Below are 16,391 nucleotides of genomic sequence, written 5' to 3' on the forward strand. Positions count from 1 at the left end.
CCGACTTCGCACCGGGCGGTTCCGCGCCGGGCCGCCCCGCATGCCCCCGGAGGACGCAACCCCATGGCGTACGACGCTGATGTGATCGTGATCGGGGCGGGGCTCGCGGGGCTGGTGGCCACCGCCGAGCTCGTCGACGCCGGCCGCACGGTGATCCTGCTCGACCAGGAACCCGAGCAGTCCCTGGGCGGCCAGGCGCACTGGTCCTTCGGCGGGCTCTTCCTCGTGGACTCGCCCGAACAGCGCCGGATGCGGATCAAGGACAGCCATGAGCTGGCCCTCCAGGACTGGTACGGCACCGCCGGCTTCGACCGCGAGGAGGACCACTGGCCACGGCGGTGGGCCGAGGCGTACGTCGACTTCGCGGCGGGGGAGAAGCGGTCCTGGCTGCACGCCCGGGGGCTGCGGCTGTTCCCCGTCGTCGGCTGGGCGGAGCGCGGCGGCTACGACGCGACGGGCCACGGCAACTCCGTCCCCCGCTTCCACATCACCTGGGGTACCGGCCCCGGCGTCGTGGCGCCCTTCGAGCGCCGGGTCCGGGAGGGGATGGCGCAGGGCCTCGTGCGGGCGCGCTTCCGCCACCGGGTCACCGGCCTCGGCCGCTCCGCCGGAGTGACCGACACGGTCACCGGGGAGATCCTGGAGGAGAGCGGCGCCGAGCGCGGCACCGCGAGCAGTCGCGTGGCCACCGGCACCTTCGAACTGCGGGCCCAGGCCGTGATCGTCACCTCCGGCGGCATCGGGGGCAACCACGACCTCGTGCGCGCCCAGTGGCCCGAGCGGCTGGGCACCCCGCCGGCCACGATGCTCTCCGGCGTGCCCGCGCACGTCGACGGACTGATGCTGGGCATCGCCGAGGAGGCTGGCGCCCACCACATCAACCGCGACCGGATGTGGCACTACACCGAGGGCATCGAGAACTGGAACCCGATCTGGCACAAGCACGGCATCCGGATCCTGCCCGGCCCCTCGTCCCTCTGGCTGGACGCCCGCGGCAAGCGGCTGCCCGTTCCGCTGTTCCCGGGCTTCGACACGCTGGGCACCCTCGAACACATCGTGCGGTCCGGCCACGACTACACCTGGTTCGTCCTCGACCGGAAGATCATCGGCAAGGAGTTCGCGCTCTCCGGTTCCGAGCAGAACCCGGACCTGACCGGGAAGTCCGTCCGCGGCGTCCTGGAACGGGCCCGCGCCGACGTGCCCGCGCCGGTGCAGGCGTTCATGGACGAGGGCGCCGACTTCGTCGTCGAGAAGGACCTCGGCGCGCTCGTGCGCGGGATGAACGCGCTCACCGGGGAGGCGCTGATCGACGAGGACGCCCTGCGCCGCGAGATCACCGCCCGCGACCGTGAGATCGCCAACCCCTTCACCAAGGACCTCCAGGTCACCGCGATCAACGGGGCCCGTTCCTACCTCGGCGACAAACTGATTCGCACGGCGAAGCCGCACCGCATCCTCGACCCCGCGGCCGGCCCCCTGATCGCCGTACGGCTCCACATCCTGACCCGCAAGTCGCTCGGCGGTCTGGAGACGGACCTGTCCTCGCGCGTCCTGACCGGCGACGGCACCCCGCTGGCCGGGGTGTACGCGGCGGGGGAGGCGGCCGGCTTCGGCGGCGGCGGGGTCCACGGCTACCGCTCGCTGGAGGGGACGTTCCTGGGCGGCTGCATCTTCTCCGGCCGGGCGGCGGGCCGCGCGGCGGCGAAGGCGGTCGGCTGACGGCACCGGGCGCCGGGCACCGGGACGGACGGGCCGCCGGGGCGCACGGGCCGCCGGGAGCGGACCGCGCCCGCGGCGCCGGCCCTTGCCCCGCCGGGGAGGGCGGCGGGCTCAGCCGAGCCGCTCCACCACCCGGAACCGCTCCGCCACGATCATCGTGTCGTCGTCCACGGTGAACTCCGGGTCCCCCAGGGCCTCCCGCATCTCCTCGCCGTGCCAGAACGCCTCGTGCGCCTCCCGCCACCCGGCCACGGACGTGTGCCCCTCGCCCTCGTCCAGCGCGTGCCGCAGCGACACCGCCCCCAGGGGCAGCACACGTACCTCCGTCACCTCGACCACGGCGACCTCCCGCCCGTCGGAGTCGATGACCGCGGACCGTTCGCCCACCGGCGGCAGCTCCTCCCGCTCCGCCTCGTACTCGGCGAGCAGCCCCGAGGTGGAGACCTTCTCGCCCGAGAGCACGGCCGCCACCAGCCGGTCGCGCAGCGGCCCGGGGAACGCGAGCAGGAAGGGCTTCAGTGATTCACGGTTCTCCATGGCGGCAGTGTGGCACGCGCCGGTCCCGGGCCCTCCCGGTCCGCCGGACCACGACCCGGGCCCGCGGACCCTGGTGACGGGGCGCCGGGAGTGTTCGAATGGGCGGGTGAACAGTCCCCCTCCCGACCCTGACCTCTCCGCCCCGGACGGCGGCGGCGCACCCGTCGGACGCCGCCTGGTCCTCGCCATGCTCGGCCTCGGCGCCGCCGGGGTGGTGGCCGCACCCGTCCTCCAGCGCACGCTGGAGAACGGACTGGGAGCGGTCGCCGACAAGGACCCCACCGGGCTCACCGGCCTGCTCCCCAACGGCGGCGGCTTCCGCTACTACTCCGTCGCCACGTCCGTGCCGGAGCGGACCGCCGCCGACTACTGGCTCACGGTGGACGGACTGGTCGACCGGCCGGTCACCCACACCCTCGACTCGCTGCGGGCGCTGCCCCAGACGCGTACGGTCCGGGACGTCCAGTGCGTGACGGGCTGGCGGGTTCCGGAGACCCCGTTCGAGGGGGTCCGGCTCTCCGCGCTGCTCGACGCGGCCGGTGTCCGGCCCGGGGCGAAGGCGGTCCGCTTCACCTGCTTCGACGGGACCTACAGCGAGAGCCTCACCCTCGAACAGGCCCGCCGCGACGACGTCCTGGTCGCGCTGCGGATGCGGGACGCACCGCTGGCCCACGCCCACGGCGGTCCCGTCCGCCTCTACGTCGCCCCCATGTACTTCTACAAGTCGGCGAAATGGCTCTCCGGGATCACCGTCACCGATTCCGTACGCCCCGGATACTGGGAGGAGCTCGGCTATGACGTCGACGCCTGGGTCGGCCGGTCCAACGGCCGCGACGACGCCCCCACCGTCTGACCCCTCCCCGAGGGTCCGGCGCTTCAGCACCGCCGAGCGCCTGGTGCACCGCGCCACGGCCTGGCTGGTGCTGACCTGTGTGGCCACCGCCGCCTGTCTGTACGTCCCGCAGCTCGCCGAACTCGTCGGCCGCCGGCACCTGGTGGTCACCGTGCACGAGTGGTCCGGGCTGGCGGCCCCGGTGCCGCTGCTGGCCGGACTGGTCTCGCGCGCCCTGCGCGCCGACCTCGCCCGCCTCAACCGGTTCGGTCCGCACGACCGGCAATGGCTGCGGGCCGCCCTGCGCCGCGACCGCTCACCGGGATCCCGCCCGGCCGGGAAGTTCAACGCGGGCCAGAAGCTGTACGCCGCGTGGATCGCGGGCGCCGTGCTCGTGATGGCCGGCACCGGGCTGCTGATGTGGTTCACCGGGCTCGCCCCGCTGGTGTGGCGCACGGGGGCGACCTTCGTCCACGACTGGCTGGCCGTCGCGATCGGCGTGGTCCTGGCCGGCCACCTCGCTAAGGCCTACGCCGACCCGGAGGCACGCCGAGGCATGCGCACCGGGTCGGTCGCGCGCCACTGGGCGCGTTCCGAGCACCCGCTGTGGCGGGAACCGGAGGAGTGACGCCCGCTACAGCACCAGGGAGAGCAGCAGGACGAAGACCAGCGAGACGACGGAGATGATGGTCTCCATCACCGACCAGGTCTTGATCGTCTGCGGGACGTCCATGCCGAAGTACTCCTTCACCAGCCAGAACCCCGCGTCGTTGACGTGGCTGAAGAAGAGCGAACCCGCACCGACCGCGAGGACCAGCAGGGCCGCGTGGGACGTGGACATGTCGGCGGCCAGCGGGGCGACGAGACCGGCGGCCGAGATGGTGGCCACGGTCGCCGATCCCGTCGCCAGCCGTATCGCGACGGCGATCAGCCAGCCGAGCAGCAGGGCGGGGATCGACCAGTTCTCGGAGAAGTCGAGGACCATCCGGCCCACACCGGCGTCGATCAGGGTCTGCTTGAACCCGCCGCCGGCGCCCACGATGAGCAGGATGCCCGCGATCGGGGCGAGCGACTTCTCGACGGTGCCGGAGAGGCGCCCCTTGGTGAACCCGGCCGCGCGGCCCAGGGTGAACATGCCGACGACGACGGCCGCCAGCAGGGCGATCAGCGGCGAGCCGATCACGTCGGTGACGCGCTGGACGGCGTTCTCCGGGTCGTCCACCACGATGTCGACCAGGGCCTTGACCAGCATCAGGACGACGGGCAGCAGGATCGTCGCCAGGGTCGCGCCGAAGCTCGGGCGGCGGTCCAGCTCCTCCGACGGGCGCTGCGGGATCATCTTCTCCGGGGGCTCGATGTCCACCCAGCGGGCGGCGTAGCGCGAGAAGAGCGGGCCCGCGATGACCACGGTCGGGACGGCCACCAGCACGCCGAGCGCCAGGGTGACGCCCAGGTCGGCGCCGAGGGCGTCGATCGCCACCAGCGGACCGGGGTGCGGGGGTATCAGCCCGTGCATCACGGAGAGACCGGCGAGCGCGGGGATGCCGATCCGCATCAGCGAGAAGTTGCCTCGCTTCGCGACCAGCAGCACCACCGGGATCATCAGCACGATGCCGACCTCGAAGAACAGCGGGAGCCCGATGATCGAGGCGATCAGCACCATCGCCCACGGCATCGCGCGGCCGCTCGTCCTGGCGAGGATCGTGTCGACGATCTGGTCGGCGCCGCCGGAGTCGGCGAGCAGCTTGCCCAGGACGGCGCCGAGGGCGATGAGGACACCGACCCCCGCGACGGTCGAGCCGAGGCCCGCGGTGAAGCTGGTGAGGGTCTTCGCCGGGTCGGCGCCGGCGAAGGAGCCGAGCGCGAGCGAGCCGATGGTCAACGCGAGGAACGCGTGCACCTTGAGCTTGGTGATGAGCAGGACGATGACGGCGATGCCCGCCAGGACGGCGATGCCCAGCTGTGCGTTGCCGGCCGAAGTGATGGGTTCGACGGCATCCGCTGCCAGCATCTCGACGCTGAGACTGGTCACGGTGGTGTTCCTTAGTCGGCGAGCCGGCGCAGCGCGGCGACGGCCCGGTCGGTGATTTCCTCGGGGGTGCCGGACACGTCCACGGCGACGCCCGCCTCGTCCTCCTGCAACGGCTGCAGGGTCGCGAACTGGGAGTCGAGCAGCGCGGTCGGCATGAAGTGGCCCTTGCGGTCCGCCATGCGGTGTTCGATGAGGGACCGGTCGCCGGTCAGGTGCAGGAAGACGGCACCGGGGGCTCCGGCGCGCAGGCGGTCCCGGTAGGAGCGCTTGAGCGCGGAACTGCTGACCACGCCGCCGAGCTCCGCCCGGCCGTGCGCCCACCGCCCGATCGCATCCAGCCAGGGCCGGCGGTCGTCGTCGTCCAGCGGGACGCCGGCGGACATCTTGGCGATGTTGGCCGGCGGGTGGAAGTCGTCGCCCTCGGCGTAGGGGACGCCCAGGGCGTCGGCGAGCAGGGGGCCGATCGTGGTCTTGCCGGTCCCTGCCACGCCCATCACCACGACGACGTGGGGGGTGCTCATCGGTGTCTCACCGTCTTCCTCGACATCGGGCCGACGACATCGGCCCGCCGCGCTACTGAAACCCATTACATACGACTTATTCAAGAGGCTGTGACATAAACGTCGTACTTTTCGATCCCGAAAACCGCCCCGTAGGCTGGTGGGCATGACCACATCCGCCCAGGGGCTCCATACACACGTGCTGGACACCCTGGGTCTGGAGATCGCCGCGGGGGACTGCCCGCCCGGCCTGGTCCTGCGCACCGACGAGCTCGCCCGGCGCTTCGACGTGTCGCGCACCGTCGTCCGCGAGGTGGTCCGCGTCCTGGAGTCCATGCACCTGGTCGAGTCCCGGCGCCGGGTCGGGGTGACGGTGCGGCCCACCGAGGAGTGGAACGTCTACGACCCCCAGGTCATCCGCTGGCGGCTGGCCGGCGCCGACCGCCCCCGGCAGCTGCGCTCCCTCACCGTGCTGCGGTCCGCCGTCGAGCCCGTCGCCGCCGGGCTGGCGGCCCGCAACGCCACCGCCGGACAGTGCGCCGCGCTCACCGAGTGCGCCCTCGGCATGGTCGCCACCTCGCGCGGCGGGCAGCTGGAGGGCTACCTCCGGCACGACATCGCCTTCCACCGCATCGTCCTCGATGCGTCGGGCAACGAGATGTTCGCCCGGCTCGGCGACGTCGTCGCGGAGGTCCTCACCGGCCGCACCCACCACCAGGTGATGTTCGAGGACCCGGACCCCGCCGCCGTCACCCTCCACGTCCGGCTCGCCGAGGCCGTCCGCGAGGGGGACGCCGCCGAGGCGGAACGGCTCACCCGGGAGATCGCGGTCGGCGCGCTGCACGAACTGGACGTACTGGCCCCCTGAGCGCCTCGCCGGCCGGGTACGGTGGACGGGTTCGATCTTCGGGACGACGGGGCAGTCGGGATGGGAGACCACGGCATGGCGCAGCAGGTACGAGGGGTCATCGCACCGGGAAAGAACGAGCCCGTGCGGGTGGAGACGATCCTGGTGCCGGACCCCGGCCCCGGTGAGGCCGTGGTCGCGATCCAGGCGTGCGGCGTCTGCCACACCGACCTGCACTACAAGCAGGGCGGCATCAACGACGACTTCCCGTTCCTGCTCGGCCACGAGGCCGCGGGGGTCGTGGAGTCCGTCGGCGAGGGCGTCACCGACGTCGAGCCCGGCGACTTCGTCGTCCTGAACTGGCGCGCGGTGTGCGGCCAGTGCCGTGCCTGTCTGCGCGGCCGCCCCCAGTACTGCTTCGACACCCACAACGCCAAGCAGAAGATGACCCTGTTGGACGGCACCGAGCTGTCCCCGGCGCTGGGCATCGGCGCGTTCGCCGAGAAGACCCTCGTCGCCGCGGGCCAGTGCACCAAGGTCGACCCCGAGGTCTCCCCGGCCGTCGCCGGACTGCTCGGCTGCGGTGTCATGGCGGGCATCGGCGCCGCCATCAACACCGGACAGGTCGGCCGCGGCGACTCCGTCGCCGTCATCGGCTGCGGCGGCGTCGGCGACGCGGCGATCGCCGGTGCGCGGCTCGCCGGAGCGGCGAGGATCATCGCGGTCGACATCGACGACCGCAAGCTGGAGACGGCGAAGAAGATGGGCGCCACCCACACCGTCAACTCCCGCTCCGACGACGCCGTCGAGGCGATCCGCGCGCTCACCGGCGGCAACGGCGCCGACGTCGTCATCGAGGCGGTCGGCCACCCGGAGACGTACAAGCAGGCCTTCTACGCCCGGGACCTCGCCGGCACCGTCGTCCTCGTCGGCGTGCCCACCCCCGAGATGCAGCTCGAACTCCCGCTCCTCGACGTGTTCGGACGCGGCGGCTCGCTCAAGTCGTCCTGGTACGGCGACTGCCTGCCCTCCCGCGACTTCCCGATGCTGATCGACCTCCACCAGCAGGGACGCCTCGACCTGGGCGCCTTCGTCACCGAGACCATCGAGCTCGGCGAGATCGAGCAGGCCTTCGCGCGGATGCACGACGGCGACGTCCTGCGCTCGGTGGTGGTCCTCTGATGGCCGCCCGCATCGACCACCTGGTCACCTCCGGCACCTTCGCCCTCGACGGCGGCGAGTGGGACGTCGACAACAACGTCTGGATCGTCGGCGACGACACCGAGGCCGTCGTCATCGACGCCGCCCACGACGCCGCCGCGATCGAGGCCGCGCTCGGCGGACGCACGCTGCGCGCGATCATCTGCACCCACGCGCACAACGACCACGTCGACGCGGCCCCGGCCCTCGCCGACGCGACCGGTGCGCCGATCCTGCTGCACCCGGACGACCTGCCGCTCTGGAAGCAGACCCACCCGGACCGCGCCCCCGACGGCGAACTCGCCGACGGCCAGGAGCTGGAGGTGGCGGGGACGCGGCTGACCGTGCTGCACACCCCCGGCCACGCCCCCGGCGCGGTGTGCCTCCACGCCCCCGGGCTGGGCACCGTCTTCACCGGGGACACGCTCTTCCAGGGCGGGCCGGGCGCCACCGGGCGGTCCTTCTCGCACTTCCCGACGATCATCGACTCGATCAGGGACCGGCTGCTCGCCCTGCCGCCGGAGACGGCCGTCCGCACCGGACACGGCGACTCCACCACCATCGGCGCCGAGGCGCCGCAGCTGGAGGACTGGATCGCCCGCGGTCACTGACCCCGGCGCGGTCCACCCGTCCTGCCGGGGTTCACCGGTCCGGCCACGCGGCGAGCCGCAGCCCGCTCTCGAAGCGGCGCGGCACGCCCGTGACCGGGTCGGTGAACTCCAGCACCCGCGCCAGCAGTTGCAACGGACGCGCGAAGTCCTCGCGCTCCGGGTCCGGCTCCACCACCGGATAGACCGGATCGTTGACCAGCGGCAGCCCCAGCGCGTTCATATGGACCCGCAGCTGATGGGTGCGGCCGGTCGCGGGCAGCAGCCGGTAGCGGCCCAACCCGCCGCGGTGCTCCAGCAGTTCGACCCGGCTCTCGCTGTTCGCCGCCCCCGGCTCCTCCCGCGCGGCGACGACCCCCCGCTCCTTGACGATCCGGCTGCGCACCGTCCGGGGGAGCACGAGCCCCGCGTCGTGGCGAGCCACCGCCTCGTACTCCTTGCGCACCAGCCGGTCCCGGAACAGTGTCTGGTAGGCGCCGCGGTCGCCGGCCCGGACGACGCAGAGCACCAGGCCCGCCGTCAGCCGGTCCAGCCGGTGCGCGGGCTGGAGCTCCGGCAGCCCCAGGGTGTCGCGCAGTCGGGCGACCAGGGTCTCCGTGACGTGCCGGCCGCGCGGGGTGGTGGCCAGGAAGTGCGGCTTGTCCGCGATCACCAGGCGGTCGTCACGGTGGACGACGCCGACGGGGAAGGGCACCGGCTGCTCAGGGGCGAAGTCGCGGTGGAACCACAGGAAGAGCCCGGCGGTGTACGGCGCGTCCGCCGCGACGGGAGCGCCGTCCGCCCCGACGAACCGGCCCCCGGACAGCATGGCGTCCACCCGCCCCGCGCCGATCGCCCCCGCGAACCGGTCCAGCAGGTGGTCCCGCACGGTCCGCCAGGCCCCCGCCGGGTCCGCCGGGAGCCGCACCCGCACCGGGTCGACGCCCGAGCGCTGGGGGAGCGGGGCGGCGGGGGGCTTCGCCCGTCCTCTCATCGCACCGGGTCCTTCTCGTCGCAGGGTCCCGGAACATGCCGGCCGGGTCCCTCCATCCTCCCACCGCGCGGTCCCCGCCCACGGGGCCGCGGCCCCGGCCGAGGACCGCGTCACCCCCGCCCGGACGGGGGCCTCGGCTCGGCCCTCCGGCGGGCGTGCCGCCGCACCAGGGAGCGGCGCAGCTCGTCGGCGCCCCAGACCACGAACGGGAAGGGCAGCAGGAGCAGCAGCGTGCCGGGGGAGGGCGGCGCCGTCCCGAGGAGGGCCTGGAACGGCGGGGCGTAGACGAAGACCGCGGCCAGCAGGATCTCGCCCGCGACGGCCGCGAGCAGATAGCGGTTGGAGGTCACCCCCAGGGAGCGCAGCGAGGCCCGCTGGGTCCGTACGGCGAAGGCGGTGCCGATCTGTCCCGCGATCATGCCGAGGAACGTCATGGTGGTGGCCTGCCGGTACGCCTCGTGCAGCGCTGTCCCGGGTCCGGTGGGATCGCCCGGGTGCCAGCCCGCCCCGATGAGGACGTGGAAGAAGCCGGCCATCGCCAGCACGGTCACCAGCAGACCGAGGAACAGCCAGGCGCGCAGCAGCATCGGCGTGCGGATGACCCCTTCGGAGCGGGGGCGCGGCGGGCGGCGCATGAGCCCGGGCTCGGCCTTCTCGCGGCTGAGCGCCAGGGCGGGCAGGGTCTCGCTGCCGACGTCGAAGGCGAGGAGCTGGAGGATGGTGAGCGGGAGGGGGACCGCTCCGCCGCTCAGGGCGTAGACGAGGAAGGGCGTCACCTCGGGGGTGGCGTGGGCGAAGATGTAGATGATGAACTTGCGGACGTTGTCGTAGATCCGCCGGCCGTCGCGGACCGCCTCCACGATGGACGCGAAGTTGTCGTCGGTGAGGATCATCGTCGCGGCCTCCCGCGCGACGTCGGTGCCGGAACGGCCCATCGCCACACCGATGTCGGCCCGGTGCAGCGCGGGGGCGTCGTTCACCCCGTCCCCGGTCATCGCCACCACGTGCCCCTGCTCGCGCAGGGCCTCGGCGATGTGCAGCTTGGCCTCCGGCGAGGCGCGCGCGAAGATGACGTCCTCCTCGGCCCGGACCAGGGCGGCCAGCTCGTGCTCGTGCATCCGGTCGAGCTCGTCCCCCGTGACGACGCGCGGCCGGGGCCCGGTGATGCCGACGCGGCGGGCGATCGCGGCGGCGGTGAGCGGATGGTCGCCGGTGATCACGATGACGCGGATGCCGGCGGTGCGGCAGTCGGCGACGGCCCCGGCCACTTCCGGACGGGGCGGGTCGAGCAGGGCGAACAGCGCGACGAAGCACAGCTCCCGCTCGGCGTCGTCCCTCCGGTGCGGTGGCCTGTCCTCCTTGGGCAGGGCCCGCTGCGCGAGGGCGAGCACCCGCAGCCCGTCGGAGGCGAAGGCGTCGACCTGCGCGGTGATCCGCGCGCGGTCGGCGTCCTCCAGCGGGCCCGGGCGGCCCTCCGCGTCCAGCAGGGCGGTGCACCGGGGCAGGACCGCCTCGGGCGCCCCCTTGGTGTGCACCATGAGATCGTCCCCGTGCCCGTCCACGGTGGACATCATCTTGAGCTCGGGATCGAAGTGGAACTGCCAGCGCCGCACGGCCTCCCGGCGCTCCGCGTCGTGCTCGGCGCCCAGGCTCCGCGCGGCCAGCAGCACGGCCACCTCGGTGGGGTCGCCGCTCGGCCCGTCCCCGGTGTCGAGCCGGGCGTTGTTGCAGGCCGCCGCGGTCCTGGCCGCTGCCCGCAGGGCCGGTCCCGGCCCCGGGACGGACCCCTCCCCGGCTGCCCCGGCCTCCAGGTCGGCCGGGCCGGCCGCGGTCCACGCCGCCATCGGCCGCATGCGGTTCTCGGTGATGGTGCCGGTCTTGTCGGTGCAGATGACGTCCGTGGAACCCAGCGTCTCCACCGCGCTGAGCCGTTTGACCAGCGCGCCGCGCCCCGCGAGCGCGCGCACCGCCACGGCCAGCGCCAGGGTGATCACCGGGAGCAGTCCCTCGGGGACCATGCCGGCCAGCAGCCCCGCCGAGAAGATCACCGACTTGACGAGGGACAGCCCCGCGCCGAGGACCGCCAGCGGGATGAACGCCAGCGCCAGCGCCACCGAGACGGCGGCGATCAGCCACGCGACCCGCCGGACCTGGCGTTCCAAGGGGCTGGGCTCCTGCTCGACGCGCTGCGACAGGGCGGCGATCCGGCCGAGTTCCGTCGCCATCCCGGTCGCGAACACCAGGCCGTGCGCCTCCCCGCCGGTGCAGTTCGTGCCGCTGAAGACCAGGTCGTGGGCGCGCAGCACCGGCACGTCGACGTCCAGCACGGCGGCCGAACGCAGGGCCGGCGTGGACTCCCCGGTCAGTGCCGACATGTCGACCTCGACCGCCCCGGCCAGCAGCCGTACGTCGGCGGCGATCCGGTCGCCCTCCTCGATCACGATGAGGTCGCCCGGTACCAGTCCGGCCGCGTCGATCTCCACCCGGACGCCGTCCCGCACCACCTTGGCCTGCGGCGGGAGATACCGGGCCAGGGCCTCCACCGCCCGCTCGGCGTGCATCTCCTGGACGAACGCGAAGCCCGCGTTCAGCAGGATGATCAGCACCACCGCGGCGGCGACCACGTGCGAGCCGACCACGAACAGCAGCGCGGCCGCCAGCCACAGCAGGAGGGCCAGCGGATGCGTGAGCTGCCGGGCCAGCTCCCGTGGCCGGTGCCGCCCGTGCCTGCGCTCCAGCTCGTTCGGCCCGTACTGCACCAGGTGCCGCCGGGCCTCCGCACTCGACAGCCCGCGCCGCGAACTGCGCAGATCACGCAGCAGCAGCTCCGCGGACTCCTCCGGATCCACCCCGGAAGGGCGCAGCCACGCCTCATGTCGGCTCTTCACCGCAGGAGGCTATCGACCGGGCCGGGCGACCGCGCGTCTCCCGGGCCCTCGTGTCAGCGCCACCCCGTCAGCGTCACCGGCCCGGGCGAACGGCCGGGCGGGTGGCCGGCGCGACCGGGCGAGCGGCGGGGGAGGGTGAGCGGGCGGGGCCGCGAGTCCGGAGGCGGCTGACCAGGTCCGTCCGCGTCGTCGGGCCGCCCCCGCGTCGTCGGGCCGGCTCACCCGGTCGGTCCGCCCCGCGTCCGTTTCGTTCACCCGGCCTCGCCGAGGCGGCCGGCCCGGCCGGTGCCCACCGTGCCCCTCGGGGCGTCACCCGTGCGTCCGAGCCAGGGGCGTACCACGCAAAAACCCCCAGGGTGACCTGGGGGTTTTCCGCTGGTGTCCGAGGGGGGACTTGAACCCCCACGCCCGATAAAGGGCACTAGCACCTCAAGCTAGCGCGTCTGCCATTCCGCCACCCGGACCGGGTGATCGTCGTCCGGGCCGTGCCCGTTCCGACGTGGAAAACAATAGCAAACAATCGGGGGTGCTCGATCCCGCCCCCGGCCGTGTGACGGGCGCGTGACGGGGTCCGTGCGGTCTTGGGCGTCCGGGGGCGGGCGCGCGAGGATGAGGGGGAGCACCACCGCGACAGTGGAAGGAAGCAGCGTGAGCGAGACCAACACGGCACGGGCCGGCATCGGCGAGACCGCCGAGAACGAGGTCGTGGACCTCTGTCGTGACCTGATCCGGATCGACACCAGCAACTACGGCGACCACTCGGGACCCGGCGAGCGGGCCGCCGCCGAGTACATCGCGGAGAAGCTCGCCGAGGTCGGGCTGGAACCGAGCATCATCGAGTCCCACCAGGGGCGGGCCTCCACCGTGGCCCGGATCGAGGGCGAGGACCCCTCCCGGCCGGCTCTGCTGATCCACGGCCACACCGACGTCGTCCCGGCCAACGCGGAGGACTGGACGCACGACCCGTTCTCCGGGGAGATCGCGGACGGCTGCGTGTGGGGACGCGGCGCGGTCGACATGAAGGACATGGACGCGATGACCCTCGCGGTCGTCCGCGACCGCATGCGCAGCGGACGCAAGCCCCCGCGCGACATCGTGCTGGCCTTCCTGGCCGACGAGGAGGCGGGCGGCACCTACGGGGCGCGCCACCTCGTCGACCACCACCGGCACCTCTTCGACGGCGTCACCGAGGCGATCGGCGAGGTCGGCGGCTTCTCGTTCACCGTCAACGAGAACCTGCGCCTCTACCTGGTGGAGACCGCGGAGAAGGGCATGCACTGGATGCGGCTCACCGTGGACGGCACCGCCGGGCACGGCTCGATGACCAACACCGACAACGCGATCACCGAGCTCTGCGAGGCCGTCGGCCGGCTGGGACGCCATCAGTGGCCGGTCAGGGTGACCAAGACCGTGCGGTCCTTCCTCGACGAGCTGTCCGACGCGCTCGGCACCCCGCTCGACCCGGAGGACATGGAGGCCACGCTCGCCAAGCTCGGCGGGATCGCCAAGATGATCGGCGCGACCCTGCGGAACTCCGCCGCCCCCACCATGCTCGGCGCGGGCTACAAGGTGAACGTGATCCCCGGACAGGCCACCGCGCACGTGGACGGCCGCTTCCTGCCGGGCTTCGAGGACGAGTTCCTGGCGGACCTCGACCGGATCCTCGGTCCGCGGGTGAAGCGCGAGGACGTGCACGGGGACAAGGCCCTGGAGACCAGCTTCGACGGCTCCCTGGTGGACGCGATGCAGCTCGCGCTGAAGGCCGAGGACCCGATCGCGCGGGCCGTGCCCTACATGCTCTCCGGCGGCACCGACGCGAAGTCCTTCGACGACCTCGGTATCCGCTGCTTCGGCTTCGCCCCGCTGAAGCTGCCGCCGGAGCTGGACTTCGCCGGCATGTTCCACGGCGTGGACGAGCGGGTCCCGGTGGACGGTCTGAAGTTCGGCGCCCGGGTGCTCGACCGGTTCATCGACCACTCCTGACCGCGCACAGCCGACATTCGCCAGCCTGTTCGCATCTCACCGGAAAGGGTGAAAGAGATCACGGACTCGTAGCCCCTTCACCTTCTCCTCGTTTCACCTGATGCGGTCCGCGGCTGGGACCGCACTTGTCAACACAGGAGGAATCATGATCAAGAAGGTCGTCGCAATCGCGGCTGCTACCGGTGGTCTCGTGCTCGCGGGTGCGGGTATGGCGTCCGCCGACGCCGGTGCCCAGGGTGCCGCCATCGGCAGCCCCGGCGTGCTCTCGGGCAACGTCGTCCAGGTCCCGGTCCACGTTCCCGTGAACGTGTGCGGCAACACGGTCTCCGTGATCGGGCTGCTGAACCCCGCCTTCGGCAACACCTGCGTCAACGCGTGACGATGCGCGTCCACCCGTAAGGGTGTGAGTCCTCGGCCTCGGAGTGCGTCCCATGCGCTCCGGGGCCGCTGGGCATTCGGCCCCCCGCACGGCTGCGTCCGGGGCATTTCGGTAGCAGAAGGCAGGAAGACAACCTATGCGACAGGTCACACGCAAAGGCCTGATCACGATGGCGGCGGCGGGCGGAGTGCTCGCGCTGAGCGGCGGCTACGCGCACGCCGACGCGGGTGCGGCCGGCACCGCGGCGGGCTCACCGGGAGTGCTCTCCGGGAACTCGATCCAGGCCCCCATCGACGTACCCGTCAACGTGTGCGGGAACTCCGTGGACGTCGGCGGTCTGCTCAACCCCGCGAGCGGCAACGACTGCGGAAACGGATCTTCGGGTTCCGGTTCTGCGCACGCCCAGGACGGCGGCTCCGGCGACCTGGGCCACGGCTCCGGTACCCAGGCCTCCGGGCACGAGGGCACGGGCGACAGCGGGGCGGGGACGGGCCGGCACCGTGCCTCCGGCACCTCGGCCCAGGCGGAGACGACCGGTTCCCCCGGCATCCTCTCCGGCAACCAGGTGCAGGCGCCGGTGGAGATCCCGGTGAACCTCTGCGGCAACAGCATCACCGTCGGCGGCCTGCTCAACCCGGTCTTCGGCAACTCCTGCGAGAACGACACGGAGCCGGTCCCGCCTCCCGTCGTCCCGCCGACGCCGCACACCCCGGAGAAGCCGGTCACGCCCCCGGCGCCCGAGACCCAGCTCGTGGCGGGTGAGCAGCTCGCCCACACCGGTGGGGGAGGGCTCGACGTGCTCGTCCCGGCGAGTGCGGGCCTGCTGCTCGCCGGCGCGGGCACGATGCTCTACCGGCGGTCGCGCAGCGCGGCGTAACCGCACCGCGACCACAGGCAGAGGGGCGGGCTCCGTGCAGGCGGAGCCCGCCCACCGCTACCAGGTGGCCCGGAGCTGACGGATGATGCGGCGCCGCAGCCGCACCCGGCGGCTGCCGTCCAGGCGCAGCGTCAGCCGGTCCAACTCCCAGTGCCCGTATTCGGCATGGTCGGTGAGCAGGCGGGCCGCTTCCTTGCGGGACACCCCGCGCGGCACGTACACGTCGATGAATTCGTATTCCGGCATCGCATCTATTGTGCGGGCAGACCCCCGGTACGGATAGCGTCTGTCCCATGTCTGATGCTGCGCAGCCCACCGCTGCCGAGGTACGCGCCGCCGCCGATGCAGTCAAAACCGCGCTCGACCGCCACCTCCGGGCGGTGGAACGCCGTACCGGGGACGACGACCCCGCCGTCTTCGACGCGTTCAACGCCCTGGCCGCCGCTGCCGAGGTCTACGACGAACTCCTCTACGACCGTCACGACGAGGTCACCCCCTTCGAGATCCCGGCCGCACAGGACCCCCTCCCGCCCTATGCCGGTCCCGAGGAACCGCACGCCGTCAGCGTGCTGATCAGGCGCGACTACGCGGTGGCCGAGCCGGCGCGGCTGCTCGCCCAGGCGCAGCGGGTCGCGGACCTCGACCCGGACGGCCGGGACGACGAGGCCGGCGCCGGTGTGCACGCCGCGCTGGGCGTGGTGTTCGGCGAGTACGAGGCGGACGAGATCGCCTCCCGGCACCTGGAGTTCGGTCTGGAGGAGGGGGACTCCACGCTCTGGGTCACCGCCGTGGACGACCTGCCCGAACCGGGGGAGTGGCTGGCCGCGCCCTTCGACGAGGCGGACCCCGCTCTCGTGGTCTGCCGCTTCGACGTCAGCGCGGTCTTCGACGAGGAGGACGAGCTGGACGGCGACCCCGACGGCGCCGTCCCCCAGCGCACCTGACCCCGTCGGGGGGGGGCGGGGGGACGCGCCCCCCGGCCGCCCCCCCCCGCCGGGCCCGGTGCCCGCGGGTCG

At 73.1% G+C, this 16,391-nt stretch carries 16 protein-coding genes and 1 tRNA gene; 10 read left to right on the plus strand and 7 right to left on the minus strand.

Features of this window, described 5'->3' with window-relative positions:
* Positions 1–63: 63 nt before the first annotated feature.
* Positions 64–1,719 (plus strand): FAD-binding dehydrogenase, encoded by a 1,656-nt coding sequence (locus tag ABZ172_RS10680; protein WP_356882377.1) that lies wholly within the window; start codon positions 64–66, stop codon positions 1,717–1,719.
* A 111-nt stretch (positions 1,720–1,830) separates the two neighbouring features.
* Here the strand turns inward: ABZ172_RS10680 and ABZ172_RS10685 are convergent, their stop codons facing one another.
* Positions 1,831–2,256: an ASCH domain-containing protein gene (locus ABZ172_RS10685; protein ID WP_356882379.1), complete on the minus strand. Its 426-nt coding sequence runs from the start codon at positions 2,254–2,256 to the stop codon at positions 1,831–1,833.
* Between the two features lie 187 nt (positions 2,257–2,443).
* Between ABZ172_RS10685 and ABZ172_RS10690 the strand changes: the two genes are divergently transcribed.
* The gene (locus ABZ172_RS10690; RefSeq protein WP_356882452.1) at positions 2,444–3,109 is read left to right on the plus strand and encodes a molybdopterin-dependent oxidoreductase; all 666 of its coding nucleotides are present in this window, start codon (positions 2,444–2,446) and stop codon (positions 3,107–3,109) included.
* Positions 3,051–3,716 carry a cytochrome b/b6 domain-containing protein gene (locus ABZ172_RS10695; protein WP_356882381.1) on the plus strand — a complete coding sequence of 222 codons (666 nt, stop codon included), beginning with the start codon at positions 3,051–3,053 and terminating at the stop codon, positions 3,714–3,716. The genes ABZ172_RS10690 and ABZ172_RS10695 overlap by 59 nt, the downstream gene beginning before the upstream one ends.
* A gap of 6 nt (positions 3,717–3,722) precedes the next feature.
* On the opposite strand, the gene ABZ172_RS10700 is transcribed toward ABZ172_RS10695, so the two are convergent.
* Entirely contained in the window at positions 3,723–5,120 is a 1,398-nt protein-coding gene (locus ABZ172_RS10700; RefSeq protein WP_356882383.1) for a gluconate:H+ symporter, read from the minus strand.
* A gap of 11 nt (positions 5,121–5,131) precedes the next feature.
* Positions 5,132–5,641 (minus strand): gluconokinase, encoded by a 510-nt coding sequence (locus ABZ172_RS10705; RefSeq protein WP_356882385.1) that lies wholly within the window; start codon positions 5,639–5,641, stop codon positions 5,132–5,134.
* A gap of 145 nt (positions 5,642–5,786) precedes the next feature.
* Here ABZ172_RS10705 and ABZ172_RS10710 point away from each other — a divergent pair, with 145 nt between their 5' ends.
* The 3 genes from ABZ172_RS10710 to ABZ172_RS10720 all read left to right on the plus strand — a co-directional run bounded on the left by ABZ172_RS10710 (position 5,787) and on the right by ABZ172_RS10720 (position 8,278).
* The gene (locus ABZ172_RS10710) at positions 5,787–6,488 is read left to right on the plus strand and encodes an FCD domain-containing protein (protein ID WP_356882387.1); all 702 of its coding nucleotides are present in this window, start codon (positions 5,787–5,789) and stop codon (positions 6,486–6,488) included.
* 75 nt (positions 6,489–6,563) lie between these two features.
* Positions 6,564–7,649: an S-(hydroxymethyl)mycothiol dehydrogenase gene (locus ABZ172_RS10715; protein ID WP_356882389.1), complete on the plus strand. Its 1,086-nt coding sequence runs from the start codon at positions 6,564–6,566 to the stop codon at positions 7,647–7,649.
* Positions 7,649–8,278 (plus strand): MBL fold metallo-hydrolase, encoded by a 630-nt coding sequence (locus ABZ172_RS10720; protein WP_356882391.1) that lies wholly within the window; start codon positions 7,649–7,651, stop codon positions 8,276–8,278. The genes ABZ172_RS10715 and ABZ172_RS10720 overlap by 1 nt, the downstream gene beginning before the upstream one ends.
* A gap of 31 nt (positions 8,279–8,309) precedes the next feature.
* Here the strand turns inward: ABZ172_RS10720 and ABZ172_RS10725 are convergent, their stop codons facing one another.
* The 3 genes from ABZ172_RS10725 to ABZ172_RS10735 all read right to left on the minus strand — a co-directional run bounded on the left by ABZ172_RS10725 (position 8,310) and on the right by ABZ172_RS10735 (position 12,600).
* Positions 8,310–9,248 carry a pseudouridine synthase gene (locus ABZ172_RS10725; RefSeq protein ID WP_356882393.1) on the minus strand — a complete coding sequence of 313 codons (939 nt, stop codon included), beginning with the start codon at positions 9,246–9,248 and terminating at the stop codon, positions 8,310–8,312.
* Between the two features lie 110 nt (positions 9,249–9,358).
* On the minus strand, positions 9,359–12,136 hold the full coding sequence (locus ABZ172_RS10730) for a cation-transporting P-type ATPase (protein ID WP_356882395.1): 2,778 nt from the start codon (positions 12,134–12,136) through the stop codon (positions 9,359–9,361).
* Positions 12,137–12,512: 376 nt separating this feature from the next.
* Positions 12,513–12,600: transfer RNA gene (locus tag ABZ172_RS10735), tRNA-Leu, on the minus strand.
* Positions 12,601–12,784: 184 nt separating this feature from the next.
* Between ABZ172_RS10735 and ABZ172_RS10740 the strand changes: the two genes are divergently transcribed.
* From ABZ172_RS10740 to ABZ172_RS10750, 3 genes are all read left to right on the plus strand, one after another.
* The gene (locus tag ABZ172_RS10740) at positions 12,785–14,119 is read left to right on the plus strand and encodes a M20/M25/M40 family metallo-hydrolase (RefSeq protein WP_356882397.1); all 1,335 of its coding nucleotides are present in this window, start codon (positions 12,785–12,787) and stop codon (positions 14,117–14,119) included.
* A 145-nt stretch (positions 14,120–14,264) separates the two neighbouring features.
* Positions 14,265–14,498, plus strand: coding sequence for a chaplin ChpH (chpH, locus tag ABZ172_RS10745; protein WP_031099530.1), 234 nt, complete (start codon positions 14,265–14,267; stop codon positions 14,496–14,498).
* Between the two features lie 136 nt (positions 14,499–14,634).
* Positions 14,635–15,375: a chaplin gene (locus tag ABZ172_RS10750; RefSeq protein ID WP_356882399.1), complete on the plus strand. Its 741-nt coding sequence runs from the start codon at positions 14,635–14,637 to the stop codon at positions 15,373–15,375.
* A gap of 57 nt (positions 15,376–15,432) precedes the next feature.
* On the opposite strand, the gene ABZ172_RS10755 is transcribed toward ABZ172_RS10750, so the two are convergent.
* Positions 15,433–15,621, minus strand: a complete 189-nt coding sequence (locus ABZ172_RS10755) for a DUF5703 family protein (RefSeq protein ID WP_014157168.1) — start codon at positions 15,619–15,621, stop codon at positions 15,433–15,435.
* A 47-nt stretch (positions 15,622–15,668) separates the two neighbouring features.
* On the opposite strand from ABZ172_RS10755, the gene ABZ172_RS10760 reads away from it, so the two are divergent.
* Positions 15,669–16,319 (plus strand): hypothetical protein, encoded by a 651-nt coding sequence (locus ABZ172_RS10760; protein ID WP_356882401.1) that lies wholly within the window; start codon positions 15,669–15,671, stop codon positions 16,317–16,319.
* Positions 16,320–16,391: the final 72 nt, after the last annotated feature.

The sequence above is a fragment of the Streptomyces sp. NPDC006296 genome (assembly GCF_040613235.1).
Classification (GTDB): Bacteria; Actinomycetota; Actinomycetes; order Streptomycetales; family Streptomycetaceae; genus Streptomyces.

Coding starts and splice junctions, on each gene's coding strand:
- ABZ172_RS10680 (WP_356882377.1), top strand. CDS start 64: ATGGCGTACGACGCTGATGTGATCGTGATCGGGGCGGGGCTCGCGGGG.
- ABZ172_RS10685 (WP_356882379.1), bottom strand. CDS start 2,256: ATGGAGAACCGTGAATCACTGAAGCCCTTCCTGCTCGCGTTCCCCGGG.
- ABZ172_RS10690 (WP_356882452.1), top strand. CDS start 2,444: ATGCTCGGCCTCGGCGCCGCCGGGGTGGTGGCCGCACCCGTCCTCCAG.
- ABZ172_RS10695 (WP_356882381.1), top strand. CDS start 3,051: ATGACGTCGACGCCTGGGTCGGCCGGTCCAACGGCCGCGACGACGCCC.
- ABZ172_RS10705 (WP_356882385.1), bottom strand. CDS start 5,641: ATGAGCACCCCCCACGTCGTCGTGGTGATGGGCGTGGCAGGGACCGGC.
- ABZ172_RS10710 (WP_356882387.1), top strand. CDS start 5,787: ATGACCACATCCGCCCAGGGGCTCCATACACACGTGCTGGACACCCTG.
- ABZ172_RS10715 (WP_356882389.1), top strand. CDS start 6,564: ATGGCGCAGCAGGTACGAGGGGTCATCGCACCGGGAAAGAACGAGCCC.
- ABZ172_RS10720 (WP_356882391.1), top strand. CDS start 7,649: ATGGCCGCCCGCATCGACCACCTGGTCACCTCCGGCACCTTCGCCCTC.
- ABZ172_RS10725 (WP_356882393.1), bottom strand. CDS start 9,248: ATGAGAGGACGGGCGAAGCCCCCCGCCGCCCCGCTCCCCCAGCGCTCG.
- chpH (WP_031099530.1), top strand. CDS start 14,265: ATGATCAAGAAGGTCGTCGCAATCGCGGCTGCTACCGGTGGTCTCGTG.
- ABZ172_RS10750 (WP_356882399.1), top strand. CDS start 14,635: ATGCGACAGGTCACACGCAAAGGCCTGATCACGATGGCGGCGGCGGGC.
- ABZ172_RS10755 (WP_014157168.1), bottom strand. CDS start 15,621: ATGCCGGAATACGAATTCATCGACGTGTACGTGCCGCGCGGGGTGTCC.
- ABZ172_RS10760 (WP_356882401.1), top strand. CDS start 15,669: ATGTCTGATGCTGCGCAGCCCACCGCTGCCGAGGTACGCGCCGCCGCC.